Here is a 24754-nt window from a genome sequence, read left to right on the forward strand (position 1 = left end):
CACGGCCGGCGCCTCATCGGATCGTGGTCACCTGCCGCGCCTCGGCGTCCCACACGCGGGCTCCTGTCGCCTGCCCGACGATGTTCGGCGCCTTCACCAACCGCATCGCCGTCGCCAGTCGCGCGGCAGTGAGCCCCCGCGCCACAGTCATGTGCGGCGTCCACCGGTCGATCCCGGTGTTCGAATACCGCGGCTCGGGTCGTCCGGCGATCTCTGCGACGACGCGGTGGACCGCGAGGAGCGGCGCGCTCACGACGACGTGCCGCGCGAGCACGTACCGGTCCCGATGACCGAGCAGCACGAACCCGGCGAGCTCCAGGGCGACGGGGAGCAGCTCGGCGATGCCGGCGAACGCCGACGGATCGAGCCGGTCCCGCACCGCGAGCGTCACGTGCGGACGGTTGCTCGGTGCGGGATTGCGCCCCGAGCTCGGCAGATCGGCCCCGAGGAGCCGATCCCAGTCGTCCCGGACCACGCCGTCGATCTCGGCATCCGGAATCAGTTCGACACTGAACACGCCTCCATACTGCTCGCACCGACCGTGCCGCGCGACGAAGACCCGGCGCTCACCGTGCCTGCCCCGAGGCCTCGACCTTCGCCGCCTGCACCGACGCGGCTTCCGCATCGTCTTCGGCCACCCCGTCCCAGCCGGGGGCGTCGACGCCTGCATCCTCGACCTCGGCGCCCGCCTGCTCCGGATCCCACCCGGGCTTGGGCACGGACTCGATGAGCAGCCGCGTGTACTCGTGCTGCGGGTCGCCGAGCAGCTCGTCCGTGCGCCCGCGTTCGACGATCTCGCCGCGTCGCATCACGACGGTCTCGTCGCACACCCGCCGGACGACCGCCAGGTCGTGGCTGATGAACAGCACCGTGAGTCCGCGCTCCCGCCGGATGCGGTCGACGAGATCGAGCACCTGCGCCTGCACCGAGACGTCGAGCGCGCTCGTCGCCTCGTCCATCACCAGCACGTCCGGCTCTATCGCGAGGGCGCGCGCGATCGCGACGCGCTGCCGCTGACCGCCCGAGAGCGTGCGCGGCCGCGCCGCGGCGTGCTTCTCCCCCAGGCCCACCTGTTCGAGCAGGTCCCGTACTCGTGTGCGCGACTCGGATGCACCGAGCCGCCTCTCCCCGCCCGAGACGCCGTGCAGGCGCAGGGCGTCCTCGATCGCACGGCCGGCGGTGATGCGCGGATCCAGCGACAGGTAGGGGTCCTGGAACACCATCTGCACGCTGCGCGCGTGCGCCAGTCGCCCCCGGCGGCCGCGGGGAACCTCGGTGCGCGGCTGACCGTCGATGCGGATGTCGCCGCCGTCGGCGCTCTCGAGGCCCACGATCAGGCGCGCCAGCGTGGACTTGCCCGACCCGGACTCCCCCACCACACCGAGTGCGCCGCCACGCGGCACGGCGATCGAGGCATCGATCACGGCGTGCACCGGATCCTTACCCCGCCGGTGATAGGTCTTCGCGATCCCGATCGCCTCGAGCATGGGCGTGCCATGCGCGGCGGGCACGCAGTCGGCAACCTGTTCGCGGGGCTGAATCGGGACCGCGGCCTGCGGCGCGGGTGCCGGCCGACCGCCGTCATCCGGGCGAGACACCGGTGCGCTGCCGAAGAGCGTCGGCGTCGCGGCGACGAGTCGGCGGGTGTACTCCGCCTGCGGGTCGCGCAGCACATCGTGCGCGCGCCCCTGCTCGACGATGTGTCCGCCGCTCATCACGTAGACGCGGTCGCAGAGCGAGGCGGCGAGGTTGAGGTCGTGCGTGATGAACAGCATGCCCATGCCGCGGCGCGCGCGCTGCTCGCTGAGCACCCCGATGATCTCGGCCTGCGTCGTGACGTCGAGAGCCGTGGTGGGCTCGTCGCACACCAGCAGTCGCGGCGACGTCGTGAGCGCACCGGCGATCATGACGCGCTGCAGCATGCCGCCCGAGAACTCGTGCGGATACTGGCGCAGGTGCTCCTCGGGGCGTGGCAGGCGCACGGCGGTGAGCAGTTCGACGGCGCGGGCTCTCGCGGCATCCGCCGACCATCCCTCGGCCAGCCGCAGCGCCTCGGTCAGGTGATCGCCGATCGTGCGCATCGGGTTGATGCCCGCGCGCGGGTCCTGGAAGATCATGGCCGCGCCGTGACGGCGCAGCCCGCGCAGCTCGGAGGGGGTGGCGCTCAGCACGCCCGCTCCGCCGAGCACGACCTCGCCCGTGGTGATCGCTCGGGTGGGAAGAAGCCCCAGCACGGTGCGAGCGGTGAGCGACTTGCCCGAGCCGGACTCGCCGACGAGCCCGACCGTCTCACCGGCCGCGACCGAGAGAGAGATGCCATGGAGCAGCCGTGTGCCGTCGGCGAGCTCAAGGGTCAGATCACGGATGCCGAGCAGGGCATCGCCGTGCGCCGGCACCTGGGAAGCACCGGCGGCTGCCGGCTCGACGATGGAAGCGCGCGCGTTCATGCCGGGATCTCCCCTCCGATCCGATCGGAGACCTCTTCCCCGATGATGTTGACGGCCACGACGACCACGACGACGGCGACCGCCGGCACGATCGCCGGGAGGAAGTGTCCGCCGATGAGCCCGGCCTGCGCCTCGTTGATCATCGCGCCCCAGTCGGCCGTCGGCGGCTGCACGCCGAGACCGAGGAACGACAGCGCCGCGAGCTCCGCCAGCACGTAGCCGAAGTTCAGCGTCGACTGCGCGCCGACGATCGGGGTGACGTTCGGCAGCACACGCCGCAGCGCGATCCACGGTCCGGAGAACCCCTGGACGCGGTACGCGGCGACGTACGGCCGGGTCCGCTCGGCAGCGACGAGCGACCGCGTCAGGCGTGCGACGAAGGGTGCGTACGCGATGCTCATGGCGATGACCGGCGCCACCAGGCCCTTGCCGAACAGTGCCACGGCCATGATGGCGATGAGCAGCGACGGGAAGGCGAAGAGCACGTCGAACACGCGACCGAGTGCGGCGTCGATCCAGCCGCCGCGCCACCCCGCGACAAGGCCGAGAAGGATGCCGAGCACGGTCGACGCGATGACCACGAGCAGCGGACCGAGCAGCGCCGTGCGCGCCCCGTAGATGAGGCGGCTGAGGGTGTCGCGTCCCAGGCTGTCGGTGCCGAGCCAGTGCGTGGCGCTCGGCCCGGCGTTGACCGCGGCGAAGTCGACGGCGTCGGGGTTGTACGGGGCGAGGAACGGCGCGAAGATCGCGGCCAGCGTCATCGCGGCGACGACCGCCAGCGCGATCGCGAGCGTGAGGCCGGCGCGCCGCCGCCGAGGCGCCCGCAGCACGCCGACGGCGAGTGTCGCGGGGCTCGTGCGCGCGGTCGCCGCGCTCGGCGCCCCCGCGGGCGAAGGTGTGGTGGAGGTCATCGCGCACCGGCTCCGGCAGCGGATCGGGGGTCGATCCAGGGTTCGAGGACGTCGATCACGGCGTTGACGAGCACGAACGCGGTGACGACGAGGAGGACGATCGCCTGCACGACCGGGAAGTCGAGACGGTCGACCGACTGCACCAGCAGCGAGCCGATGCCGGCGAGACCGAAGGCCGCCTCGACGATGGAGCTCGACGCGAGGAGCCCGGCCACCAGCATTCCGCTCACCGTCAGAATCGGTCCGACGGCGTTGCGGAAGACATGGCGACGCACCACGGTGCCGCGTCGGATGCCGCGGCTGATGGCCACCTCGACGTGCTCGCGCCCGAGCTGGTCGATCATCGACGACCGGGTCACCTTGCCCACGAGCACGACGAACACGATCGCGAGCGCGATGGACGGCAGCACCAGGTGGTACACCGTGTCCCAGAAGCCGTCGCCCGACCCGAACGACGGGAACCAGCCGAGCTGCACCGCGAACACCGCGATGAGCACGATCGAGCCGACGAACGAGGGCACAGCGCCCAGCACGGTGAGGCCGATGAGGATCGAGCGGTCGGCGATGCGTCCGCGCGAGAGTGCGGCGAGGGCGCCCGCGGTCAGTCCGACGACCGCGATCATCGTCCCCGCCATGACGACGAGCCCGAGCGTGACCGGCAGGCGCTCGCCGAGCACGACCGTCACGTCCTGCCGGTACTGCAGGGAACGGCCGAGATCGCCGCGCAGGAGGCCGGCCACCCACGTCAGGTACTGCTGCCAGGGCGGCAGGTCGAGGCCGTACTGCGCGGTGATCTGCGCCACCGCCTCGGGGCTCGGCTTGCGACCCCGCAGGAGGAAGGCGACGGGGTCGCCCGGCACCAGGAACCTCGAGAAGAAGACGAGGACGGATGCCAGGAACAGCGTGAGCAGCAGACCGCCGAGCTTGCCGGCGATCCGGCGGACGGCGGTCATGACGCGACCTCGTCTGCGAAGGCGGCCGGACGGGGCCCGGCACCCAGCGCCGGGCCCCCGCTCAGGTCACCGCGAGCCAATGGTCGCCGCCCACGGGTAGTAGAGGAACGCCACCGACGGTGCGACACCGGTCACGCCCTCGCCCAGGAACACCGTCATCGGTCCCTCGAACAGGGGCAGCCAGGGCAGCTGCTCGTTCGCGATGCGCTGCGCCTGAGCCGTGACCTCGCTGCGCTGTGCTGGGTCGTCGATCGCCACCGCCTCGTCGACCAGGGCGTCGAAGTCGGGGTCGCTCCAGCCGCCGTAGTTGCTGAACTCCCCGGTGCGCAGCACGCCGTACATCTCGAGAGGGTCCGGGCTCGAGAGGTACCACGAGGTGTAGAAGAGGTCGACGCCCTCGCGTGCGGTCGGGTCGGAGAACAGGGCGGTGTACGCGCTCGGGCTGACGGTCTGGATCGTCGCCGTGAGCCCGATCGCCTGTGCTGCGGCTGCCGCGCCCTGCGAGATCACAGCGAAGTCGTTGCCGAGTGGAGCGGTCGCGATGACGATCTCCTCGCCCGCCACGCCCGCGTCGTCGATCAGCTTCTTCGCCGCCTCGAGGTCGTACGGATACTCCTCGAGCCCGTCGAATGCCGCGTCCAGCGCCCCTTCGCTGGCGCCCACCCACACCGACTCTGTGGTGAGCGCGTCGGTGACCTCGCCGTAGCCCTGCGCCGCGGCATCCAGGATCCCCTGCCGGTCCATCGCCATGAGCAGCGCCTCGCGCACGCGCCGGTCACCGAGCGGGCCCTCGAGATCGCTGACGATCAGGCTGCCGACCGCCGTGTTGAGGCCGAAGTACACATCGCCCTTGCCGGAGCCCTGCAGCTGAGAGATCGCATCCGGCGGGATCATCCAGCCGCCGTCCACCTCACCGGACTTCAGAGCGTTGACGCGGGCATTGGGATCGGTCATGAAGAGGATCTCGACCTCGCCGGCCCGGGCGCGCAGCGACTCGTCCCAGTAGCCGTCGTACCGCGTCAGCGTCACCGACTCGCCCGACTTCCAGGCCGTCAGCGCGAACGGCCCGGTGCAGTTCACGAGGCCGGTGGAGTTGCCGTAGTCCGCCCCATCTCCGGCCAGCGTCGCGGCCGACTCGACGACTCCCGCCGAGCCGCCCATCGCGAGGTTGAACTGGGAGTCGGGCCGCGTCATCGTGACGGTGACCTGGCGTTCGCCGGTCTGCTCGATCGCCGCGACGTTCTGGTACACCGAGTACCACGAGGAGCCGACCTCCGGGTCGAGGTGGCGGCTCATCGAGGTCACGACGTCGGCGGCGGTGAGCGGCGTGCCGTCGTGGAAGGTGACGCCGTCGCGGATCGTGTACACCCAGGTCTCGGGCGTCGGGTGCTCGAACGACTCGGCGAGGCCGGGCGACAGCGTGTAGTCGGGGTTGAGGCGCAGCAGCGACTCGCACACGTTCGCGAGCACCTGGTTGTCGGCGTAGTCGAACGCGTAGGCGTAGTCGAGCGAGTACGGCTCGGAGTAGCTCACCCAGGTGAACGAGTCGATGTCACCGGACGGCGCGGCCGTCTGGGCGGTGAGCTCCCACTCGGGCGCGGCGGTCGCATCGGACTCGGCGGCGCCCGGGGTGCACCCCGAGAGGATGAGCGCGCCGGCGAGACCGGCGGCTGCGAGAGCGCCGAGTCGATGGACGGAGGATCGACGGGCGGTTCGTCGAGTGCGGATCATGGTGCTCCTCGGGGTGAGACGGCGGTGTCGGGTGGAGAAGGGAGTCGGGTGCGGCGCTTCGTCGCGTCAGCCGTGGCTCGGCACGGGCACCGCATCCGACGGCGAGTCGGCGGCGGGCCGGCCGAGGGCAGCGGCATCCGACGACGAGCCGGCGGCCGGTGACGGGGTGGTGGCGACCGTCGGCGCGTCCTCGCGGGCGTACACCCGCTCGCCGTCGATCCAGGTCGAGACGACCTGGCAGGCGTAGAGCTCCTCGGCCGGGACCGCGAACGGGTTGGGCTCGACCACGACCAGGTTCGCGAGGTAGCCGGCACGCAGGTAGCCGGTGTCGTGGTCGCGGTGGTTCACGTAGGCCGTGCCCGACGTGTAGGCGGCGAGCGCGGTCGCGAGGTCCAGCCGCTGGTGCGCGCCGCCCAGCGGCTCGGCATCCGACAGCGGAGCGACCCGGTTGACGGCGATGTGCACACCGGCCAGCGGGTCGGCGCTCGAGACGGGCCAGTCGCTGCCACCGGCGAGGCGCACGCCGGCGCGGCGCAGATCTCCGAACGGGTACTGACGGGATGCCGCCGACTGTGCCAGGAACGGCAGCGTGAGCTCGTCCATCTGGTCTTCGTGGCACGCCCACAGCGGCTGCATGTTCGCGACCGCCGCTACCGCCGCGAAGCGCGGCACATCGGCCTCGTCGATGATCTGGATGTGTGCGAGGTGGTGGCGCCCGTCGGTGTCGCCGTTGGCTGCGGCAGCCGCCTCGACCGCGTCGAGCGCCTCGCGCACGGCGCGGTCGCCGAGGGCGTGGAAGTGCAGCTGGAAGCCGGCCGCATCAGCCGCGATCGCGTACTCGCGCAGCTTCTCGGCGGGGATGAACGACAGCCCGCGATTGTCGGTGTCGTGCCCGTGAGCGTCGCGGTACGGCTCGAGCATGGCCGCAGTGTGATTCTCGGCGACGCCGTCGACCATGAACTTGATGGAGGTGAGCGAGAACCTGTCCTCGCGACCGAGCTCCGCGATCTCGTCACGCAGACGGATCATGTCGTCGAGCTGCTCGATGCCGTCGGCCCGCTCCCACCACTGCGCCCCCACGACATGCGCCTTGAGCGTGCCGTCGGCGAGTGCGCGCCGGTACGATGCCAGTCCGCCGGCGATCCCCGGAAAGTCGCCGACGAGCGCGTCCTGCCATCCCGTGATGCCCTGCGCCAGCAGGTCACGCTGCGCACGCAGCAGGCCGTCGTAGGCGAGGTCTTCCGAGACCCGCGGCCGCACGGTGGCGAAGAGGTCCGACGCACCCTCGTGGAAGGTGCCGGCCGGGAAGCCGTCCGCCTCGCGCTCGATGCGGCCGTCGGCAGGATCGGCGGTCGCGGCATCCACTCCGGCGAGGCGCATCGCCGCAGTGTTCGCCCAGGACGAGTGGTGGTCGCGGCTCGCGAGCAGCACCGGGCGGTCGGGCACGATGGCGTCGAGGGCGCCTCGCAGCGGCGCGCCGCCCGGGAAGTGGTCCATCGACCAGCCGCCGCCCACGATCCACTCCGCATCGGGATTCTCCGCGGCGTAGCGGGCGATCGTCGCGAGCGCGTCGGCGGCGTTCTCGGAGCCGGTGAGGTTGCACTGCAGCAGCTCGACGCCCCCCGACATCGGATGGATGTGCGCGTCCTGGAAGCCCGGCGCCAGCAACGCGCCGGCGAGATCGACGACCTCGGTGTCAGGGCCGATGAGGACGGATGCCGCTTCCTCGCCGCACACCGCGGCGATGCGCCCTCCGCGCACCGCGACGGCGAGACCCGTCAGCGCCTCGTGGCTGCCTGCAGCCACGAGGTCGGAGCTGAACAGCGCACCTCCGGTGAACACGGTGTCTGCGAACGGCGTCTGTGCGTCGTCAGGAACGGCAGCGGCCACGGGACCTCTCCTTCGTCATCGAGCGGGTTGCTTGACGATAGGCGTCCGTCATCGCTGTTGTCAACAGCGTTGACCGAATTGATGACGCGACCTGTAGGCTCGGCGTCACGGGGCCTGAGTGCGGCTCCGTGGCACGATGGACGGCGACGGCGGAAGCGGGGATCATGGCGGCACGCAGCGGAGCGACGTCCGAGAAGTCCGGCGGCAGGCGCCTGGATCGGGCGACGATCATCGCCGCAGGGCTGGAGCTCGCCGAGACGACCGGCTCTGGATCCCTCTCCATCCGAGAGCTGGGCGCCAAGCTCGGCACCGACCCGACGGCGATCTATCGGCACTTTCGCAGCAAGGACGACCTCATGGGCGCCCTGCTCGACGAGCTCACGGTGCGCACCCTCGCCGCTGTGACCGCGCCGCCCGAGGACTGGCAGGAGCGACTGCGCCAGCTGGCGTCCGCCACGCTCAGCGAGCTCTCCCGCTACCCCGCTGTAGGCCAGGAGGCCATCGTGCTCACCACCCACGGCCCCGGCGAGCTCGACGCGATCGAGTTCATGCTCGACGCGTTCTCGCGCGCGGGCCTGACGGGCGAGGACCTGGTGCAGCACTACGCGCTCATGGCGACGCACATCCTCTCGTCGGCCGCCGGCGTCGCCCGGGCGCGGATCGAGCGCGGAACCGCTGCACCCTCGGACACCAGCCCGTGGTTCGAGGGACCTCTCCTGGTCGACCCCATCAAGCACCCGCACATCGCGCAGATCTCGCCGCAGCTGCTGCAGCTCGAGGACCGCGAGCTCTTCACGCTCGGCGTCGAGTGGGTCATCCGCTCCGCCGAGCGCACCGCGCGCCCCGCCTGAGCCTCCGCCGGCGCCGGTCCGCCGCAGCGGACTGACACCGTACCTTCATCCGCGCTGATAGTTGACGCACATCAACCATTGTCGTATAGTTGACCCATATCAACTGTTGACCCTGGTCAACCATCTCTGCGCCGCCGTCGCCGCATCTCTCCCACCAACACCGTTCGAAGGACTCCTATGGCTACGTCCACCCCCGCGACCGGGTCGGTCGCCACTGGCTCAGCCGGCAGCGTGAGCGCCGACGAGAAGCGCCACCACCGCAAGGTGCTGCAGGCGCTCACCGGCCTGCTGCTCGGCATGTTCGTGTCGATGCTCGCGTCGACCGTCGTGTCGACATCGCTTCCGGTCATCGTCCACGACCTGGGCGGCGACCAGGCCGCGTTCACCTGGGTCGTCACCGCGACCCTTCTGACCACCGCGATCTCCACCCCCATCTGGGGCAAGCTCGCCGACCTTTTCAACCGCAAGCTGCTGATCCAGATCGCCATCGTCATCTTCGTGCTGGCGACTGCGGCCGCCGGCTTCTCGCAGGACCCGGGCACGCTCATCGCGTTCCGCGCGGTGCAGGGCATCGGCGCGGGCGGTCTCGCCGCGCTCAGCCAGGTCATCATGGCCGACATCATCAGCCCGCGCGAGCGCGGCCGCTACATGGGCCTGTTCGGCGCCGTGATGGCCGTCGCCACCGTCGGCGGACCGCTCCTCGGCGGTTTCATCACCGACACGATCGACTGGCGCTGGAACTTCTTCATCGCGCTGCCGTTCGCGGTCGCCGCGCTCATCATCATGCAGCGCACACTGCACCTCCCCGCTCGCCCCAAGGTGAAGGCGCGGATCGACTACTTCGGCATCGTGCTGCTCTCGACAGCTGTGTCGTTGCTGCTCATCTGGGTCACCAACGCCGGCAAGGACTACGACTGGTGGAGCACGGAGACCATCCTGATGGTCGGCGGCGCGCTGCTCGCGGCCGTGCTGTTCGTGATCGTCGAGCTGCGCTCGAAGGAGCCGCTCATCCCCCTCACGATGTTCCGCAACCGCACGTTCACGCTCGCGGTCATCGCGTCGATCTCGATCGGCATCGCGATGTTCGGCACGTCGGTCTTCCTCAGTCAGTACATGCAGCTCGCCCGTGGCGCCACGCCGACCGAAGCAGGTCTGATGACGATCCCGATGATCGGCGGACTGCTGCTGGCGTCGATCGTGATCGGCGGTCTTGTGACCCGTCACGGCATCTGGAAGCCGTACCTCATCGTAGGCGGCGTGCTGCTCATCGCCGGCTCGTTCCTGCTGTCGACCATCGAGTACGACACGAACTTCGTGCTCGTCTCGCTGTACATGTTCCTGCTCGGTGCGGGCGTCGGCATGACGATGCAGAACCTCGTGCTCATCGTGCAGAACACCGCCAAGCCGAGTGAGATCGGCGTCGCGAGCTCCGGTGTCACGTTCTTCCGCAGCCTCGGCGGCACGATCGGCGTCTCGGTCATGGGTGCCGCACTGGCGACCTCGGCGACCGATCTGTTCTCCCAGCGCAAGGACGACATCGGTGCGGCCATCATGACGCTGGGCGAGAAGGGCGCCGCCATCGCGGAGCAGCTCCAGTCGGGCACGATCCCGCAGGTGTCGGCGCTGCCCGAGGCGATCCGCGTGATCGTGGAGGACATCTACGCCCAGGCCATCGCCCACTCGTTCCTCATCGCCGTGCCGCTGGCCGTGATCAGCCTCATCGCGATCATCTTCCTGCCGAACAAGCCGCTCACCCACATGACGACGAGCGAGCGCGTGCAGGCCAGCGAGGCCGACCTCGCGACTGTGTCGGTCGCCGAAGGCATGGACGCGCTGACCGCTACCGCAACGGTGAAGACGCAGGATGCCGAGACCGCCGTCACGCCCGAACAGTCGGGCGTCGCGGCGAACCAGACGCGGCGCACCCGGCGCTAATGTCGAACACGATGACCTCCGAAGACACTCGAGCGGCGCGCACCGAAGCGGTGCGCGCCCTCGAGGCGGAGTTCGGCGAGCTGATCAACCGCTTCCGCCGGATCATCACCGAGAACGCCAACCGCGTGAGCCCCGGCATGCTGCCAGGCGCCTACAAGGTGTTCACCACCATCGTGCGTCGCGAGGGCATCACCCTGTCGGCGCTCGCCGAGGCGCTGACGGCCGACAAGGGCCAGATCAGCCGCACGGTCCGCGAGCTGGAGCAGCTGGGTCTGATCCAGCGCACCCCCGACCCCGACGACGGCCGCTCGAGCCTGCTCTCCCCGACCCCGTTCGGGCTGGAGCGCCTCGCGGAGGCCCGCGCCCCGCAGGAGAGCCTGCTCGTCGACGCCCTCGCCGCGTGGCCGGTCGACGACATCCTGAACCTGACGCGGCTGCTGCACGCCCTCACCCTCGGCGAGCGACCCTCAGACTGAGGCGGATCAGGCCTCGACGAAGTCGTACTCCTGGAACTCCGCCACCTCCGCCGCCCAGCGCTCGGCGACGAATGCCACATGGGTCGGGTGCTCGTTGTAGGCGCGGTACGCGGCGTCGTCCGCGAAGACCATCGAGAACTGGTGCGCGAGACCGCTCTTCGGACTCACCTGCCGGTTCACCCGGAAGTCCTCGACGCCCGGAATCGACGTGAGGGCGGCCCGGCCGTCCGTGAGGAACGCCGTCTCCTCCGGCGAATCGGACGGGTGGACCAGGCGGAAGACAACGGTGTGCTGAATGGGCATGGATCGAGTGTCGCGCATGGGCGCTCAACGACCTGCCTGCAGCGCCGTGAGGTATCGCAGCGACCGCTCGGCCAGATCGTCCTGACTCGGCGCGAGCGGCCTCCAGACCGAGGCCGCCACGGCGATCGTGGCGTTCTCGCCGGTGAAGCTCTCCAGCCCCAGGATGCCTTCATACCCGGCATCGTCGAGCGCCGCCAGTGTCGCGGGCCAATCGGTGTGGTCGTCTCCGACGGTGCCGCGGTCGCTCCCGCACACCTGCACGTGGGCGATATGCCCTGCTGCGGCACGGATCGCGGCATCCGGCCGCTTCTCCTCGATGTTGAGATGGTAGGTGTCCAATGCGAGTCCGAGCCCCGGACCCCAGAGCGGCGCGAGCGCCTCGAGCCCCTGCTCGACGGTGTTGATCACGCTCGTCTCGTACCGGTTGAGCGGCTCGACGGCGAGCGCCAGGCCGTCCGCGGCGGCCTCGTCGACGAGCGGCGCGAGGTTGCGGCGCAGCTGCGCGACCACGTCGGTGCGCTCATCCCGCGTCATGCGCCAGGTCACGCCGGTCGGCGCATAGAACGGCCCGGCGACGACGGATGCGCCCACTGCGCGCGCTGCGGCGAGGCACGTGCGCAGGTACACCTGGGTCGCCGGCACATTGCCCGCACGGTCGACCAACGACCGCCCCGGACCCATCGCGCCGATCACGACGGGCTGCAGGTCCAGAGAACGCAGCAGATCACCGGCGCTCGCGGCATCCCAGTCCCCCGCGTTCTCGAGCGGGAGCTCGATCGCGCCGAAACCCATGCGCGCGATCTTCGGCGCGAGCTCGGCGAGCGACTGGTCGGTCAGCGGCGAGGTCCACACCCAGGTGTTGACGCCGATCGTGCGCTGCATTGCTCTCCTTCGCCTGTGTGGGGTGTTTCGTGTCGCTCTGCTCGCTCAACGACCGGACGCGATGCCGGTCGTTGAGCGAGCGAGGAACGCGGTCGTTGAGCGAGCCTGCGAGTCGAAACGCGGAGACGAAACGTCGGGACCTGTGCCTTACGGGATCTGGCGCTCCTGCCAGACCTCGGGGTAGCCCGGCAGGTTCTCTCCGCCGAACTTGGCGTAGTGGCCGTCAGGCATGCCGTCGTTGGCCTCCAGGTACTGGTCGACCTCCTCCGCGGTGATCGGGCTCTGCGGCAGCACCCACTCCTTGGGGATCTCCTCGCCGGCGAAGATCTTCTGCGCCGCCAGCAGCGGGGTGCGCCACTGGAAGTTGGAGTAGACCGGAGCGAGGCCGGTCAGGCCCGTCTCCTTCCACTTCCGCAGGAAGCTCATCTCGTCCTCACCCGTCATGACCGGGTAGTCGACTCCGGCGTCCTCGAACGCCTCGATCGCCGCCACGGCGCCGTCACCGGCATCCATCCAGATTCCCGCCACGTCGCCCGTCGCGAGCTCGTCGCTGATGATGCTCTTGATCTCGGCCGGGTCGGCACCGGTGAAGTAGTCCACCGCCTCGATGCCGGCTTCCTCGAACATGTACTCGGCGGCCGCCCAGCGCTGCTCGAGCACGTCGACGCCGGGAAGGATGCGGAGTCCCACCACCTTGTCGCCCTCCTCGAGGTTGTCGATGAGGAACTGCGCGGTGTCGATGCCCCAGGCGAAGCCGCCGATCGGGTGGATGAACGTCACCGGGCAGTCGGTCTCCACACCGCGGTCGAACACGATCACCGGCTTGCCGGTGTCGCAGGCGCGCTGGACCGCCGGGGTCATCGCGGCCGTGCTGTTCGGCGAGATGATGAAGACGTCGCAGCCGCCCTCCGAGATGAAGTAGTCGATGTCGGCGATCTGCGTGTCATCGGAGTCCTGCGCGTCGCGCGTCTCCATCTCGCTGATCACACCCTGTTCCTGCAGCACCTCCAGCTGCTGGTTCATGGTGATCCAGCCGGTCTGGCGCCACGGGTTCGAGATCGAGGCGTTCGCGAAGCACGCCTTCTTCGGGCCGGTGCTCGCGTACTCCGACGTGTCGACCATCTCGGCGTCGATGTGCTGCAGATACGGCTCGTCCTCCGGACCTTCGGGCACGACCTCGCGCTGGGCCATCTGCGTGTCGAACAGCGCCTGGTCGAACCACTCGTTGGCGCCGCCGTCCTCGGTCGGCTCCGCCGACGAGTCCGGTGGGGCCACGTTGGGATCGGTCGTGCACCCTGCGAGGGCGAAGAGGCCGACGAGCGCCACCGCTGTGGTGGCGATCTTCATTGATCGTCGCATTGCTAACTCCTGTTGTTCGGTGCGGCGCCCTCGCCTGCGAGGGCCTGTGTTGCGGACGACTCCTCGGCGCCGGCGGGCGCGTCGGGTTCCTTCCCCGAAGAGGGAGGGGTCTGTGGTGGGCCGCTACGTCTGCGGGATCGGAAGACCAGTCCCGAGTACGCGACGGCGGCGATGATGATGATGCCCTGGACGGCGTCGCGCAGCGACGACGGGACGCCGGCGATGTTCAGCAGCAGGAAGAGCGCCTCGAGCACGAAGGCTCCGGCGACGGCCGCGACGATCCAGCCCCGGCCGCCGCCGAGCACGACGCCGCCGAGCACGACGGCCGTGATCGCGACGAACTCGTACCCCCGGCCGACCGACGGGTGCACGCCGGCGTAGCCGACGAGGAGCACGGCCGAGACCGTCGCCGACAGCGACGAGATCATGAACGCCCGCGTGGTCACCCACCAGTCGCGGGCGCCCGAGTAGCGCGTCGCCCGGGCGTTGTCGCCGATCGCGATGAGGAGCTTGCCCAGCGGGCGCTTGGTGATCCAGATGCCGAGCGCGAGCCACGCCGCCAGGATCAGCACCGACCAGGGCAGGAAGTCGAGGACCGGGATATCCCGGATGCCGCCGCGACCGATCTGGCGGAAGCTGTCGGCCGGATTGCCCGTGGCGGCGCCACCGGTCCACCACAGCACGAGGCCCAGGAGGGCCAGCATCATGCCGAGCGTCACGATGAACGACGGCACCTTCAGGAGCGTCGTCAGCAGCCCGTTCACGAGGCCGACGACGAGACCGAGCACCACCATGAGGCACAGCACCGGGACGGTGCGCGCGTCGTCCTGGCCGACGAGGTTGCCTGCGACGATCACCTGCGCGGTGATCAGTGAGCCCTGCGACAGGTCGAACTCGCCCGCGATGATGACGAAGTACTGGCCGATCGCGACGATGGCGACCGGAGCGACCCGCTGGATGTAGCGCATGAGCTGGCCCGGCTCCGCGAAGTTCGGGTTCAGGACCATGACGGCGACGAGCAGGATCACCAGCAGCAGGAAGACCGCGCCACGGGGGCTCACGAGCGCTGTGAGGAACTTCATCGTGCACCTCCCTGCATCGGTGCGCCGCCATCGGCCGCATCGGCCTCCGCCTCGAGCGCATGGGTCGCCGCCACCATCGCGGGAGCGGCCGCCTCGGCGGGCGCATCACCGCCGGTCCTCGTGCCGCCCGGCCCGAAGCGCGTGCGGCGCCGGACGATCGCCCGACGGCTGTAGACGGCGACGGCCGCGACGATGACGACGCCGCGGACGACATCCTTGAGGAACGGGTTCACCTGCATGACGCTCATCACGTTGTCGACGACGGCGAAGATCGCCACACCGCCGATGGTGCCCCAGACCGATCCGCGGCCGCCCATGAGCAGGGTGCCGCCCAGCACGACGGCCGCGATCGACAGCAGCGCGTAGCCGCCCTGCTGGCCGACCGTGGGGCTTCCGACACCCAGCCGGCTCGCCAGCAGCAATCCCGCGAGACCGGCGAACACCGAGCACAGGACGTGTGCCACGATCAGCGGCGGCCTCGTGCGCACACCCGACAGGCGTGCCACCTCGGGATCGCCGCCCACGGCGAACAGGTGGGCCCCCGTGCGCGTGCGTCCGAGCAGGAACCACACCAGCGCTGCGAGCGCGACCATGATGATCCACGACACGGGGAGCGGTCCGACGCCGGTCGCCCCGATCAACTGGAACGCCCACGGCACCTCTCCGGCGCTGCCCTGGAAGCTCGTGTTGAGGACGCCCTGCAGGATGAGGCCGACGCCGAGGGTCGCGATGAATCCGTTCACCTTCAGCACCGTGACGATGAGCCCGTTCGCCAGTCCGATGGCCGCGCAGACGATGAGTGTCAGCGTCACCGCCCACGGGATGTTGGCGGGGTTCCCGTTCATGGTGGTGGCCGCGATGAGGCTGGCGAGGCTGATCACATAGGTGACGGAGAGGTCGAGGGAGGCGCCCAGGATGACGAGCGTCTGACCGATCGCGACGAGGCCGAGCACGCTCATGCCCGTGAGGATGTCGCGGATGTTGCCGGGGCTGAAGAAGCTGCGGCCGACGGTCGCGACGAGGATCGCCCCGACGGCGATGACGAGGATGAGGATGCCGAGCACGATCACCGTCGAGTCGACTCTGATGCGCTTCACGGCTGGTCCCCTCCTTCTTCGAGGCGAGGATCGGGGATCTCGCCACTCGCCGCATCCGCGTCGCTCGAACCCGTGGCGGCGGCGAGCACCTCATGCTCGGCGGAGCGCGCGGGAAGCTCGGCGGCGAGTTCGCCGTCGCGCATCACGAGGATGCGGTCGCTCATGCCGATCACCTCGGGCAGCTCACTCGACACCATCAGCACCGCCTTGCCCTCGGCGGCCAACTGCCGCATGAGCTGATACACGGCGACTTTGGCACCCACATCGATGCCGCGCGTCGGTTCGTCGAACAGCACGATCTGCGGGTCGGTCACGAGCCATTTCGCGAGCACGACCTTCTGCTGGTTGCCGCCCGACAGGAACCGCGCCTCCTGGTCGACGCCGCGCGACGACACCTCGAGGGAGCTCAGGATGCCGGGCACGCGCTTGCGCGATGCGCGGGTGCGCCCGGCGAACACGCTGCGCACCACGAGCAGCGAGTTGTCGAGCACGGACTGGCCCAGCGCGAGACCCTGGGCCTTGCGGTCTTCCGTCACGAGCGCGAGACCGGCGCGGACCGCGGCACGCGGGCTCGTGAAGCGGACGGACCGGCCGTCGAGGATCATCGCACCGCGGCTGAACCCGTGGACGCCGAAGATTCCTTCGACGAGCTCCGTGCGGCCGGACCCCTGAAGCCCCGCGAGTCCCACGATCTCCCCGGCCCGCAGCGTCAGCGAGACGCCGTCCACGTACTCGTTGCCGCAGCCCGTCAGCTCGAGGCGGGGGTCTCCGAGCGTCGTGCCCTCGACCGGACCGGGGAAGTAGGACTGCAGGGGGCGGCCGACCATGCGACGGACGAGCTCGGCATCCGTCAGGTCGGCCGTGGCGTCCGTCGACACCAGTGCGCCGTCCTTCAGGATCGTGATGCGGTCGCACAGATCGAAGATCTCCTTGAGCCGGTGCGAGACGTAGACGACCGCGACGCCGCGGGCGGTGAGCTTGCGGATGATCGCGTAGAGGAGCTCGACCTCGTGGTCGCTCAGCGCGGCAGTCGGCTCGTCCATCGAGATGACGCGCGCGTCGAACGAGAGCGCCTTGACGATCTCGACGATCTGCTGCTCGGCGACGGTGAGCGATCCCACGCGGGCACCCGGGTCGATGAACGTGACCCCGAGTCCTTCCAGGAGCGTCCGCGTGCGACGCTGCATGCCCCTGTCATCGATGAAGCCGCCCCGGCGCGGCTCGCGGCCGAGGAACACGTTCTGCGCCACCGTGCGCTCGGGCAGGAGATTGAACTCCTGGAACACGGTCACGAGGCCCGCATCCATCGCCTGGCGTGGATGGGTGAACGCCACCGGTCGGCCCTCGAACTCGACCGATCCGGCGTCGGCGTGGTGGACGCCGGCGAGGATCTTCATCAGCGTCGACTTGCCGGCGCCGTTCTCACCGACGAGGCCGTGCACCTCGCCCCGCCGGACGTCGATGTCGATGTCGGTGAGGACCCGCACGCCGAAGAACGACTTCGAGATGCCCTGTGCGCGCAGGACGACGTCGGAGCCGCCCGTCGGCACCGGGCTGTCTGACAGCATCGTGTCGCTCATGAGGGCACCTCGATCCAGGAGCGGCGCTCTGCGGACTCGAGCACGGCGTCGGTGACGACGGCGGCCCGCAAGCCGTCGGCGAAGGTGGGGAGTCCGTCCGGCTGCTCGCCGGCGATGGCAGCGTAGACGTCGCCGACGAAGCCGTCGAAGGCGTCCTGATAGCCCATCGGATGCCCCGCCGGCAGCGGCTGCAGACGCGCCGCGTCGGGGGACGCCGTGGCGGGATCACGCAGCACCAGCCGCGAGGCCTTGCGCGCACCCACCCACAGTTCCTCGGGGCGCTCCTGGGCGAAGCGGATGCTGCGGCGACTGCCGTGCAGCTCGATGACCAGGGCATTCTTGCGACCGGGAGCCATCTGGGAGACGAGGAGGGTGCCGAGAGCGCCGGACTCCGTCTCGATGAGGAGCGCGGCGACATCCTCGTTGGTGACCCTGCGGCCGCCCCGCTCGTCGAACACCCTGCGCGTGCGCGCGGCCAGGCGCACGATGCGCTCGCCCGTGACGAACTCGACGAGGTCGCACAGGTGCGAGCCGATGTCGGCGAAGGCGCGCGACGGACCGCCTGCTGCGGCATCCGCCCGCCAGTCGTCGTCGTTCTCGCGCAGCATCCAGTCCTGCAGATACGAGCCGTCGAGCGTGAGCAGGGCGCCTATCCGTCCGGACGCGACGCGGGCGCGAGCCTCGCGCACCATCGGGTGGTAGCGGTACACGAACGGCACCGCGGCCACGACGCCGGCCTCGTCGGCGGCGCGCACGAGCGCGCGTGCATCGGTCACGGAGGTGGCGAGGGGCTTCTCGCACACGACGTGCTTCCCCGCGGCGAGCGCGGCTGCGGCGAGCGGCGCGTGGGTGGCGTTGGGGGTGCAGATGTGCACGACGTCGACATCGGATGCCGAGAAGACCCCGGCGGCGTCGGCTTCGGCTCGTGCCACACCGAGCTCCTGCGCCACCGCCTCCGCGCGGTCGCGGCTCGACGAGGCGACCGCAGTGAGCCGGGCCCCGGCGCGGCGGGCGGCGGCGGCGTGTACGCGCCCCATGAATCCGCCGCCGATGAGGCCGGTGCGGACGGTACCGACAACGATGTCGATGACTTCCGTAGTCATGCGGTGATTGTGACACGGTGGCGGTGACTTTTGGTAGGTTCTCGTCAAAAGTGATCGGGTCGTGATGTTAAGTCGTGACCCAGCCAGCCAGAACGCCTGTGCTTTACTGTCGCCATGGTCGATGCAGGGCGCGGCAGCGGAGCCGCCGGGGGCACCGGCGCGGGCGAGATCTTCCAGATCCTCCGCGACGGCCGCGCACGCACCAAAGCCGAGCTGGCCACGCTCACCGGGTTGGCCCGCTCCACCGTCTCGAGCCGCGTGGACACGCTGCTGGCGGCCGGACTGCTGCGGCCCGCCGGCGAAGCCGCATCGACCGGCGGACGCCCGCCCGCCCGTGTGGCGTTCAACCCGTTGGCAGGCGTCGTGATCGCCGTCGACCTGGGCGCCACCCACGCGACCGTGGCCGTCGCCGACCTCGCCGCCGACATCCTCATATCGAACACCCACCCGCTCGACATCGCCGACGGTCCCGAGCGCGTTCTCGACTCCGTGATCGCCGAGGGCGCCAGCCTGCTCGAGCAGCGGGGCATCGCCGCCTCAGCGGTCGTCGGCGTCGGGATCGGCGTGCCCGGTCCCGTCGAGCACTCGACGGGACGGCCGACGAATCCGCCGATCATGCCCGGGTGGGATCGCTTCGACGTGCCGCACTACGTCCAGCGCACCTTCGACGTGCCCGTCCTCGTCGACAACGACGTGAACATCCTCGCGCTCGGCGAGCAGGCGCTCAGCTGGCCCGGCGTCGCTGACCTCATCTTCGTCAAGGTGTCCACGGGCATCGGCGCCGGGATCATCTCGGGCGGCGCGCTGCAGCGGGGCGCGCAGGGCTCCGCCGGCGACATGGGCCACGTGCAGGTGCCATACAGCCACGACTCCCCGCGCCCGCCGGGCGACCAGCGCGACCTCGAGGCCGTCGCCAGCGGCACCGCCATCGCCGCCGATCTGCGCGCGCAGGGCCTCGACGCCGAAGGCAGCGCCGACGTGGTCACACTCGTGCGATCCGGAGACCCCGCCGCCATCATCGCGACGCGTCAGGCCGGGCGCGAGGTGGGCGAGGTGCTCGCGACCGTCGTCAACATGCTGAACCCGTCCGTGATCGTCATCGGCGGCAGCGTGGCACGGGCGGGCGAGCACCTGCTCGCCGGGGTCCGCGAGGTCGTGTATCGGCGATCCATCCCGCTGGCCACCCAGCATCTCGGCATCGTGCAGTCGCAGACCGACGAGACCGCCGGCGTGCTGGGCGCGGCCATCATGGTGACGCAGCAGGTGCTCTCACCCGCGGCCGTCGAGCTCCGCGCCGCCCGGGCCTGACACCCGTGCGAGGGAGGCGGATGCCGGCGCCGGCGCACCCGTCTCACGCGCGTCTTCGCCCATCGGTAGCACCGGCGTAACACGGGTGAGACGAACGCAGGGTTGACTGTCTGCACCGGGTTCAGTTCTGGTGCCGATGACGGCACACCCGCGGAAGGAGTGCGTCATGAGGATCCGACCGCTGCGATCGACACCCGAGGCGCCGCTCGCGCCGGTGGCGGAGCCGCCGGCCACCATGCAGGCGATGGTGGTGGACGCGCCGGGCGCGCCGGACGCGCTGCGCGCGGCATCCGTCCCGGTCCCCTCCCCCGTGCTCAGCGAGCTGCTGGTGCGCGTCGTGGCCGCCGGGGTCAATCCGATCGACGCCAAGACGCGCGGCGGCGCCGGCGTTTCGGGCGCGATCGACGCCTACCCGGCGACCCCGGGCTACGACTTCAGCGGCATCGTGGTGAAGAGCCCGTACGAGTCGCACCCCTTCCCGCCGGGCACGGAGGTGTTCGGCATGGCGTCGTTCCCGCGCACGGGCGGCTCGTACGCCGAGTACGTCGTGGCGCCGTCACTGTCGATAGCGCGCAAGCCGGCGTCGCTGTCGCATGTCGAGGCGGCGGGCGTGCCGCTGGCCGCGCTCACCGCCTGGGGTCTCGTCGTCGAGACCGCCCACGCGCACGAGGGCCAGCGCGTGCTCATCCATGCCGGCAGCGGCGGGGTGGGCCACTTCGCCGTGCAGTTCGCCGCGTACTTCGGCGCCCACGTCACCGCGACGGCGTCGGGCCGCAACGCCGCGTGGCTGCGCGAACTCGGAGCGTCGGTCGTGGTCGACTACACCACGACGAGATTCGAGGATGTCGTCGGTGAGGTGGACGTCGTCATCGACCTCGTCGGCAACGTCGGCGGCGACACCGGCACCCGTTCGCTCGAGGTGCTGCGCCCGGGCGGGCTGTACGTCGTCGTGCCGACCGGGTCGTGGCCCGGCTACGCCGAGGCGGCGGCCGAAGCGGGCGTGCGGACGACCTCGTACAAGGTGATCCCCGACGGCGGTGCGCTGGCGACGATCGCCCGCCTGCTCGACTCGGGCTCGGTGCAGGTCTACATCGAGAACGTCTTCGATCTCACTGACGCTCCCGACGCCCACCGGGCGATCGAGACCGGCCACACCCGCGGCAAGGTCGTGCTCCGCGTCAGCGACGGCTGACCCCCTCGCGTCCCTCGCCCTCGCTCCTCGCATGAATCGGTTCACTTGCGCTGAATGTACGCGCTGGCGCGGGTTCGGCGTACGTTCAGCGCAAGTGAACTGATTCATGCGGGCGCGAGAACACGGCGGCCCTCGGCGACGATGGCGTCCGCGATCGCGTCGAGGAGCGGAGAGCGCAGGTTCCACTGCTGCCAGTGCAGCGCGACGTCCACGGGTGGGCCGCCGAGGAGCACGAGCTCGCCCCGGTCGAGCGCGTCGTGGGACTGGAAGCGCGGCAGCATGGCCCAGCCGAGTCCGAGCCGCACGGCCGTCGCGAAGTCGTTGGAGGCCGGCACGTAGTGTCGCGGCGGGTGCGCAGGATCCACGCCCTGCTGTGCCAGCCACTCGTTCTGCAGGTCGTCGCGCCGGTCGAAGTCCACGAGCGGGGCGCTCGCGAGCGCGGTGCGGCGGTCCCCTTCGAGCCACCGTTCGGCGTAGGCGGGGGTGGCTACGGCCTCGTAGCGCATCGCGCCGAGCGGCGAGGAGCGGCATCCCGCAACGGGTGCGGACCGAGACGTCACCGCTCCCATCACGGTTCCCGACTCGAGCAGTCCGGCGGTGAAGTCCTGGTCGTCGCGGTGCAGATCGAAGACGACGGGATGCCGCTCCGCCAGCCGCGCGAGCGGCTCGAGGAACCACGTCGCCAGCGAGTCGGCATTGACCGCGAGCGGCACGGTCGTGAGTGCGGTCTCGTCGTCCTCGGCGCCGAGGTCGGCGAGCGCGTCGTGCTCGAGCAGGGCCATCTGTCGCGCCAGCCGGATGACCGCCGCTCCGGCCTCCGTCGCTCGCACCGGCTTGGAGCGCACCAGCACCAGGCGTCCGAGCTGCTCCTCGAGTGCCTTGACGCGCTGGCTGACCGCCGACGGCGTGACGTGGAGGCGGCGGGCGGCCGCGTCGAGGGTGCCTTCGTCGACGACGACGGCGAGGGTCTCGGCCAACTCGAAGGGGATGCGCATCTTCAGTGCTGCTAATGGTACTGAAGATCCATGAGCTGGACTACGGTTCCCGCCGCTCGTACCGTCGAAGAATGCTCGCTCCTGTTCTCGCCGGTCTCGGCCTCGGCTTCTCGCTCATCATCGCCATCGGCGCTCAGAACCTCTTCGTGCTGCGACAGGGTCTGCGGCGAGAGCATGTGCTCGCGGTGGCGGCGATCTGCGCGATCTCGGATGCGATCCTCATCGCCCTCGGGGTCTCGGGCGTCGGCTTCGTGCTGGAGGCCGTGCCCTGGCTCGTCGACGTGGTCCGCTGGGCGGGCGCGCTGTTCCTCGTCGCGTACGGCGTGCTCGCGGCACGGCGCGCGTGGCGGCCGACGGGAGCGGCTCTCGGCGCTGGTGACACCCAGCAGCCTGTCGGAGCAGTGAGTCCGCAGGAGGGCGTCATCGCACCGCACCGCACCACGTCGGGCGGAGTGACGCATGCCGGCTCCCGCGAGTTCCTCCTCGAGCCCGAGGTCTCGGCTTCGCAGGTGCGCAGCGACATCCGCTCGGCCCAGCCCGCCGCGACCCGCACTCGTCTGATCCCCGCGCTCCTCACCTGCCTGGCGCTGACGTGGCTCAACCCGCACGTCTACCTCGACACCGTCTTCCTGCTCGGCACGGTCGCGAACACGCACGGCGACGACCGCTGGCTCTTCGCCGCCGGCGCCATGACCGCGAGTATCGTCTGGTTCTTCGGCCTCGCGTTCGGCGCGCGTCTGCTCGGGCGCTGGCTGTCGACGCCGCGCGCCTGGCGGATCCTCGACGCGGTGATCGCGGTCGTCATGATCGGCCTCGGCGTCTCGCTCGTGCTCCCCCACTGACCCGCCCGGGCCGGCCGGCATCAGCCCTCGATCTGCTCCTTGCGCGCGATCACGAGCCGGCGCACGACGTCATCGGGCAGCGGATGCTCGGGCTGGTAGCGGATCGTCCCCTTGTCCAGGCCGATGCCCGGATGGCCGCCCAGAGCATCTGCCACCGCCGAGACCGCCGCCGGGCTGAACGGGTAGACGCCGATGTGCTTCTTCGCCCGCATCACCGACACGAGCGGCTTGCCGCGATACACGAGCGCCGGCATCCCGTAGCCGAGTCCCTGCTCGGCGTCGGGAGCCTCCTCGCGAGCGATCGCATAGATGCGCTCGACCGATGGGCGATCGGCGGGATCAAGGCCGGCCAGGAGTTCGTCGACGGTTCCCATGGCGGCATCCTGGCCCACCCGCCCGCCTCGCGGCAAGATGGCGGCATGAGACGCGTGCACGTGACCGTCCGCGGCGACGTCCAGGGCGTGGGCTATCGGTACACGCTGCGCATGGTCGCACGCGAGGCGGGTGCGGCCGGGTGGGTGCGCAATCGCCGCGACGGCTCGGTCGAGGCCGAACTCGAGGGCACGCCCGGGCAGGTCGACGAGGTGCTCGCATGGATGGCCGAAGGCCCGCCGGGCTCCCGCGTCGAGGACGCGACCGTGACGGATGCCGAGGCCACCGGCGAGCGCGGCTTCGAGGTGCTGCCGACGCGGTGACGCCGCCGGCGGACGCAGTCAGGCGGGAACGCCGGCCGCGAGCTCGGCGAACACGTCGGCCGCATCGTCGCGGGTGGCCAGCCCCGCGGCCTGCCCCGCCCACAGCGAGACGAGGTCGCCGTCTCCGCGGCGACCAGCCTCGGCCCGGAACCGCCCGGTCAGCCAGTTCTGGGCAGGGAACGGGGCGATGACCCCCGAGGTCTCGATCGTGCGCATGGCACGGTTCGGGATGCCGCGCGCGAGCCGCCCGCTCATGGCACGGGTGAGCACCGTGGCGGTGTCGGCGGCACCCTCGATCGCGCGGCGGTGCGCGTCGGTGGCGGCCGACTGCCGCGTGCGGAGGAAGGCGGAGCCCACCTGGACGCCCGCGGCGCCGAGGGCGAACGCCGCCGCGACTCCGCGCCGGTCGGCGATGCCGCCCGCGGCGATCACCGGTACCCCGACGGCGTCGACCACCTGCGGCACGAGCGCGAACGTGCCGACGAGCGATTGTTCGGCCGGACGCAGGAACGACACGCGGTGCCCGCCCGCCTCCGCGCCGGTCGCGACGACGGCGTCCACACCGGCCTCGTCGAGCGCGACGGCCTCGGCCACGGTCGTCGCTGTTCCGATCACGCGGATGCCGCGGCTGTGCGCCGCTGCGACCAGCCGCTCGGAGGGGACGCCGAAGACGACGCTCAGCGCCGCGGGCGCGGCATCCAGCACCGCCGTCACCTGGGAGTCGAGATCAGGCAGGAACTCGATCGGCGGTGACGGATGCGCGAGACCCAGGTCGTCGAAGAGGGGTGCCGTCGCCTCGATCGCCGGCGCGAGGTCGACCTCGCCCGGTGTGACCTCGTCGCCCGTGGGCAGCCAGAGGTTCACGGCGAACGGACGCGAGGTCGCGGAGTGCAGCGCGGCGAGGGTGTCGCTGATGCGATCGGCCGAGTAGCCGTACAGGCCGTACGAGCCGAGCCCACCGGCCTCGCTGACCGCCGCGGTCAGCTCGACCGACGACAGCCCGCCGAAGGGGCCGAGCACGATCGGCGCCTCGATTCCGAACAGATCCTGGAGCGTCGCGACCATGTCTCCGACGCTACTCCCGCCCGACGGTGCCGCGGCAGACGGTTACGGGACGACGAA

At 70.7% G+C, this 24754-nt stretch carries 23 protein-coding genes; 7 read left to right on the forward strand and 16 right to left on the reverse strand.

Going from position 1 to position 24754, the window contains the following annotated elements; genetic code table 11:
- Positions 1 to 13: 13 nt before the first annotated feature.
- From MRBLMI12_RS03900 to MRBLMI12_RS03925, 6 genes are all read right to left on the reverse strand, one after another.
- Positions 14 to 517: a 2'-5' RNA ligase family protein gene (locus MRBLMI12_RS03900; RefSeq protein WP_363354046.1), complete on the reverse strand. Its 504-nt coding sequence runs from the start codon at positions 515 to 517 to the stop codon at positions 14 to 16.
- Positions 518 to 566: 49 nt separating this feature from the next.
- A complete protein-coding gene (locus MRBLMI12_RS03905) occupies positions 567 to 2447 on the reverse strand; it encodes an ABC transporter ATP-binding protein (protein WP_363354048.1) in 1881 nt (626 codons plus the stop codon).
- Positions 2444 to 3358 (reverse strand): ABC transporter permease, encoded by a 915-nt coding sequence (locus MRBLMI12_RS03910; protein ID WP_363354050.1) that lies wholly within the window; start codon positions 3356 to 3358, stop codon positions 2444 to 2446. The genes MRBLMI12_RS03905 and MRBLMI12_RS03910 overlap by 4 nt, the downstream gene beginning before the upstream one ends.
- Positions 3355 to 4311: an ABC transporter permease gene (locus MRBLMI12_RS03915; protein WP_363354052.1), complete on the reverse strand. Its 957-nt coding sequence runs from the start codon at positions 4309 to 4311 to the stop codon at positions 3355 to 3357. The genes MRBLMI12_RS03910 and MRBLMI12_RS03915 overlap by 4 nt, the downstream gene beginning before the upstream one ends.
- 66 nt (positions 4312 to 4377) lie before the next feature.
- Positions 4378 to 6042, reverse strand: a complete 1665-nt coding sequence (locus MRBLMI12_RS03920; RefSeq protein WP_363354054.1) for an ABC transporter substrate-binding protein — start codon at positions 6040 to 6042, stop codon at positions 4378 to 4380.
- A 66-nt stretch (positions 6043 to 6108) separates the two neighbouring features.
- Positions 6109 to 7932 (reverse strand): amidohydrolase, encoded by a 1824-nt coding sequence (locus tag MRBLMI12_RS03925; protein ID WP_363354056.1) that lies wholly within the window; start codon positions 7930 to 7932, stop codon positions 6109 to 6111.
- Between the two features lie 164 nt (positions 7933 to 8096).
- Between MRBLMI12_RS03925 and MRBLMI12_RS03930 the strand changes: the two genes are divergently transcribed.
- The 3 genes from MRBLMI12_RS03930 (at position 8097) to MRBLMI12_RS03940 (ending at position 11194) form a co-directional block, all read left to right on the forward strand.
- Positions 8097 to 8783: a TetR/AcrR family transcriptional regulator gene (locus tag MRBLMI12_RS03930; RefSeq protein WP_363354058.1), complete on the forward strand. Its 687-nt coding sequence runs from the start codon at positions 8097 to 8099 to the stop codon at positions 8781 to 8783.
- A gap of 177 nt (positions 8784 to 8960) precedes the next feature.
- On the forward strand, positions 8961 to 10718 hold the full coding sequence (locus MRBLMI12_RS03935) for an MDR family MFS transporter (protein WP_349428445.1): 1758 nt from the start codon (positions 8961 to 8963) through the stop codon (positions 10716 to 10718).
- Between the two features lie 11 nt (positions 10719 to 10729).
- On the forward strand, positions 10730 to 11194 hold the full coding sequence (locus MRBLMI12_RS03940) for a MarR family winged helix-turn-helix transcriptional regulator (RefSeq protein WP_363354060.1): 465 nt from the start codon (positions 10730 to 10732) through the stop codon (positions 11192 to 11194).
- A 6-nt stretch (positions 11195 to 11200) separates the two neighbouring features.
- On the opposite strand, the gene MRBLMI12_RS03945 is transcribed toward MRBLMI12_RS03940, so the two are convergent.
- From MRBLMI12_RS03945 to MRBLMI12_RS03975, 7 genes are all read right to left on the reverse strand, one after another.
- The gene (locus MRBLMI12_RS03945) at positions 11201 to 11497 is read right to left on the reverse strand and encodes a Dabb family protein (protein WP_363354062.1); all 297 of its coding nucleotides are present in this window, start codon (positions 11495 to 11497) and stop codon (positions 11201 to 11203) included.
- A gap of 24 nt (positions 11498 to 11521) precedes the next feature.
- Entirely contained in the window at positions 11522 to 12379 is an 858-nt protein-coding gene (locus MRBLMI12_RS03950) for a sugar phosphate isomerase/epimerase family protein (protein WP_363354064.1), read from the reverse strand.
- 147 nt (positions 12380 to 12526) lie between these two features.
- Positions 12527 to 13738, reverse strand: a complete 1212-nt coding sequence (locus MRBLMI12_RS03955) for a substrate-binding domain-containing protein (RefSeq protein ID WP_363354066.1) — start codon at positions 13736 to 13738, stop codon at positions 12527 to 12529.
- A gap of 2 nt (positions 13739 to 13740) precedes the next feature.
- Positions 13741 to 14820 carry an ABC transporter permease gene (locus MRBLMI12_RS03960; RefSeq protein ID WP_363354068.1) on the reverse strand — a complete coding sequence of 360 codons (1080 nt, stop codon included), beginning with the start codon at positions 14818 to 14820 and terminating at the stop codon, positions 13741 to 13743.
- Positions 14817 to 15917: an ABC transporter permease gene (locus tag MRBLMI12_RS03965; RefSeq protein WP_363354070.1), complete on the reverse strand. Its 1101-nt coding sequence runs from the start codon at positions 15915 to 15917 to the stop codon at positions 14817 to 14819. Before MRBLMI12_RS03965 ends, MRBLMI12_RS03960 begins: the two co-directional genes overlap by 4 nt.
- On the reverse strand, positions 15914 to 17497 hold the full coding sequence (locus MRBLMI12_RS03970; RefSeq protein ID WP_363354072.1) for a sugar ABC transporter ATP-binding protein: 1584 nt from the start codon (positions 17495 to 17497) through the stop codon (positions 15914 to 15916). The genes MRBLMI12_RS03965 and MRBLMI12_RS03970 overlap by 4 nt, the downstream gene beginning before the upstream one ends.
- On the reverse strand, positions 17494 to 18600 hold the full coding sequence (locus MRBLMI12_RS03975; RefSeq protein ID WP_363354074.1) for a Gfo/Idh/MocA family protein: 1107 nt from the start codon (positions 18598 to 18600) through the stop codon (positions 17494 to 17496). Before MRBLMI12_RS03975 ends, MRBLMI12_RS03970 begins: the two co-directional genes overlap by 4 nt.
- Before the next feature lie 114 nt (positions 18601 to 18714).
- Between MRBLMI12_RS03975 and MRBLMI12_RS03980 the strand changes: the two genes are divergently transcribed.
- On the forward strand, positions 18715 to 19908 hold the full coding sequence (locus MRBLMI12_RS03980) for an ROK family transcriptional regulator (protein WP_363354076.1): 1194 nt from the start codon (positions 18715 to 18717) through the stop codon (positions 19906 to 19908).
- 166 nt (positions 19909 to 20074) lie between these two features.
- The gene (locus tag MRBLMI12_RS03985) at positions 20075 to 21100 is read left to right on the forward strand and encodes an NADP-dependent oxidoreductase (RefSeq protein ID WP_363354078.1); all 1026 of its coding nucleotides are present in this window, start codon (positions 20075 to 20077) and stop codon (positions 21098 to 21100) included.
- A 104-nt stretch (positions 21101 to 21204) separates the two neighbouring features.
- On the opposite strand, the gene MRBLMI12_RS03990 is transcribed toward MRBLMI12_RS03985, so the two are convergent.
- Positions 21205 to 22095: a LysR family transcriptional regulator ArgP gene (locus MRBLMI12_RS03990; protein ID WP_363354080.1), complete on the reverse strand. Its 891-nt coding sequence runs from the start codon at positions 22093 to 22095 to the stop codon at positions 21205 to 21207.
- Between the two features lie 71 nt (positions 22096 to 22166).
- Between MRBLMI12_RS03990 and lysE the strand changes: the two genes are divergently transcribed.
- Positions 22167 to 22937 (forward strand): L-lysine exporter, encoded by a 771-nt coding sequence (lysE, locus tag MRBLMI12_RS03995; protein WP_363354082.1) that lies wholly within the window; start codon positions 22167 to 22169, stop codon positions 22935 to 22937.
- A gap of 20 nt (positions 22938 to 22957) precedes the next feature.
- Here the strand turns inward: lysE and MRBLMI12_RS04000 are convergent, their stop codons facing one another.
- Entirely contained in the window at positions 22958 to 23311 is a 354-nt protein-coding gene (locus MRBLMI12_RS04000; RefSeq protein WP_363354084.1) for an iron chaperone, read from the reverse strand.
- Positions 23312 to 23356: 45 nt separating this feature from the next.
- Here MRBLMI12_RS04000 and MRBLMI12_RS04005 point away from each other — a divergent pair, with 45 nt between their 5' ends.
- Positions 23357 to 23632 (forward strand): acylphosphatase, encoded by a 276-nt coding sequence (locus MRBLMI12_RS04005; RefSeq protein WP_363354086.1) that lies wholly within the window; start codon positions 23357 to 23359, stop codon positions 23630 to 23632.
- Positions 23633 to 23650: 18 nt separating this feature from the next.
- Here MRBLMI12_RS04005 and MRBLMI12_RS04010 read toward each other — a convergent pair whose 3' ends face one another.
- The gene (locus MRBLMI12_RS04010) at positions 23651 to 24697 is read right to left on the reverse strand and encodes an NAD(P)H-dependent flavin oxidoreductase (protein WP_363354088.1); all 1047 of its coding nucleotides are present in this window, start codon (positions 24695 to 24697) and stop codon (positions 23651 to 23653) included.
- Positions 24698 to 24754 lie beyond the last annotated feature (57 nt).

Source organism: Microbacterium sp. LMI12-1-1.1 (assembly GCF_040676455.1).
GTDB lineage: Bacteria > Actinomycetota > Actinomycetes > Actinomycetales > Microbacteriaceae > Microbacterium.

What these genes read in the sequence shown, in the direction of transcription:
- MRBLMI12_RS03920 (WP_363354054.1), bottom strand. Translation starts at nt 6,042, where the DNA reads ATGATCCGCACTCGACGAACCGCCCGTCGATCCTCCGTCCATCGACTC.
- MRBLMI12_RS04000 (WP_363354084.1), bottom strand. Translation starts at nt 23,311, where the DNA reads ATGGGAACCGTCGACGAACTCCTGGCCGGCCTTGATCCCGCCGATCGC.
- MRBLMI12_RS03945 (WP_363354062.1), bottom strand. Translation starts at nt 11,497, where the DNA reads ATGCCCATTCAGCACACCGTTGTCTTCCGCCTGGTCCACCCGTCCGAT.
- MRBLMI12_RS03955 (WP_363354066.1), bottom strand. Translation starts at nt 13,738, where the DNA reads ATGCGACGATCAATGAAGATCGCCACCACAGCGGTGGCGCTCGTCGGC.
- MRBLMI12_RS03980 (WP_363354076.1), top strand. Translation starts at nt 18,715, where the DNA reads ATGGTCGATGCAGGGCGCGGCAGCGGAGCCGCCGGGGGCACCGGCGCG.
- MRBLMI12_RS03910 (WP_363354050.1), bottom strand. Translation starts at nt 3,358, where the DNA reads ATGACCTCCACCACACCTTCGCCCGCGGGGGCGCCGAGCGCGGCGACC.
- MRBLMI12_RS03960 (WP_363354068.1), bottom strand. Translation starts at nt 14,820, where the DNA reads ATGAAGTTCCTCACAGCGCTCGTGAGCCCCCGTGGCGCGGTCTTCCTG.
- MRBLMI12_RS03935 (WP_349428445.1), top strand. Translation starts at nt 8,961, where the DNA reads ATGGCTACGTCCACCCCCGCGACCGGGTCGGTCGCCACTGGCTCAGCC.
- MRBLMI12_RS03905 (WP_363354048.1), bottom strand. Translation starts at nt 2,447, where the DNA reads ATGAACGCGCGCGCTTCCATCGTCGAGCCGGCAGCCGCCGGTGCTTCC.
- MRBLMI12_RS03985 (WP_363354078.1), top strand. Translation starts at nt 20,075, where the DNA reads ATGAGGATCCGACCGCTGCGATCGACACCCGAGGCGCCGCTCGCGCCG.
- MRBLMI12_RS04005 (WP_363354086.1), top strand. Translation starts at nt 23,357, where the DNA reads ATGAGACGCGTGCACGTGACCGTCCGCGGCGACGTCCAGGGCGTGGGC.
- MRBLMI12_RS03915 (WP_363354052.1), bottom strand. Translation starts at nt 4,311, where the DNA reads ATGACCGCCGTCCGCCGGATCGCCGGCAAGCTCGGCGGTCTGCTGCTC.
- MRBLMI12_RS03950 (WP_363354064.1), bottom strand. Translation starts at nt 12,379, where the DNA reads ATGCAGCGCACGATCGGCGTCAACACCTGGGTGTGGACCTCGCCGCTG.
- MRBLMI12_RS03990 (WP_363354080.1), bottom strand. Translation starts at nt 22,095, where the DNA reads ATGCGCATCCCCTTCGAGTTGGCCGAGACCCTCGCCGTCGTCGTCGAC.
- lysE (WP_363354082.1), top strand. Translation starts at nt 22,167, where the DNA reads ATGCTCGCTCCTGTTCTCGCCGGTCTCGGCCTCGGCTTCTCGCTCATC.
- MRBLMI12_RS04010 (WP_363354088.1), bottom strand. Translation starts at nt 24,697, where the DNA reads ATGGTCGCGACGCTCCAGGATCTGTTCGGAATCGAGGCGCCGATCGTG.
- MRBLMI12_RS03940 (WP_363354060.1), top strand. Translation starts at nt 10,730, where the DNA reads ATGACCTCCGAAGACACTCGAGCGGCGCGCACCGAAGCGGTGCGCGCC.
- MRBLMI12_RS03975 (WP_363354074.1), bottom strand. Translation starts at nt 18,600, where the DNA reads ATGACTACGGAAGTCATCGACATCGTTGTCGGTACCGTCCGCACCGGC.
- MRBLMI12_RS03970 (WP_363354072.1), bottom strand. Translation starts at nt 17,497, where the DNA reads ATGAGCGACACGATGCTGTCAGACAGCCCGGTGCCGACGGGCGGCTCC.
- MRBLMI12_RS03930 (WP_363354058.1), top strand. Translation starts at nt 8,097, where the DNA reads ATGGCGGCACGCAGCGGAGCGACGTCCGAGAAGTCCGGCGGCAGGCGC.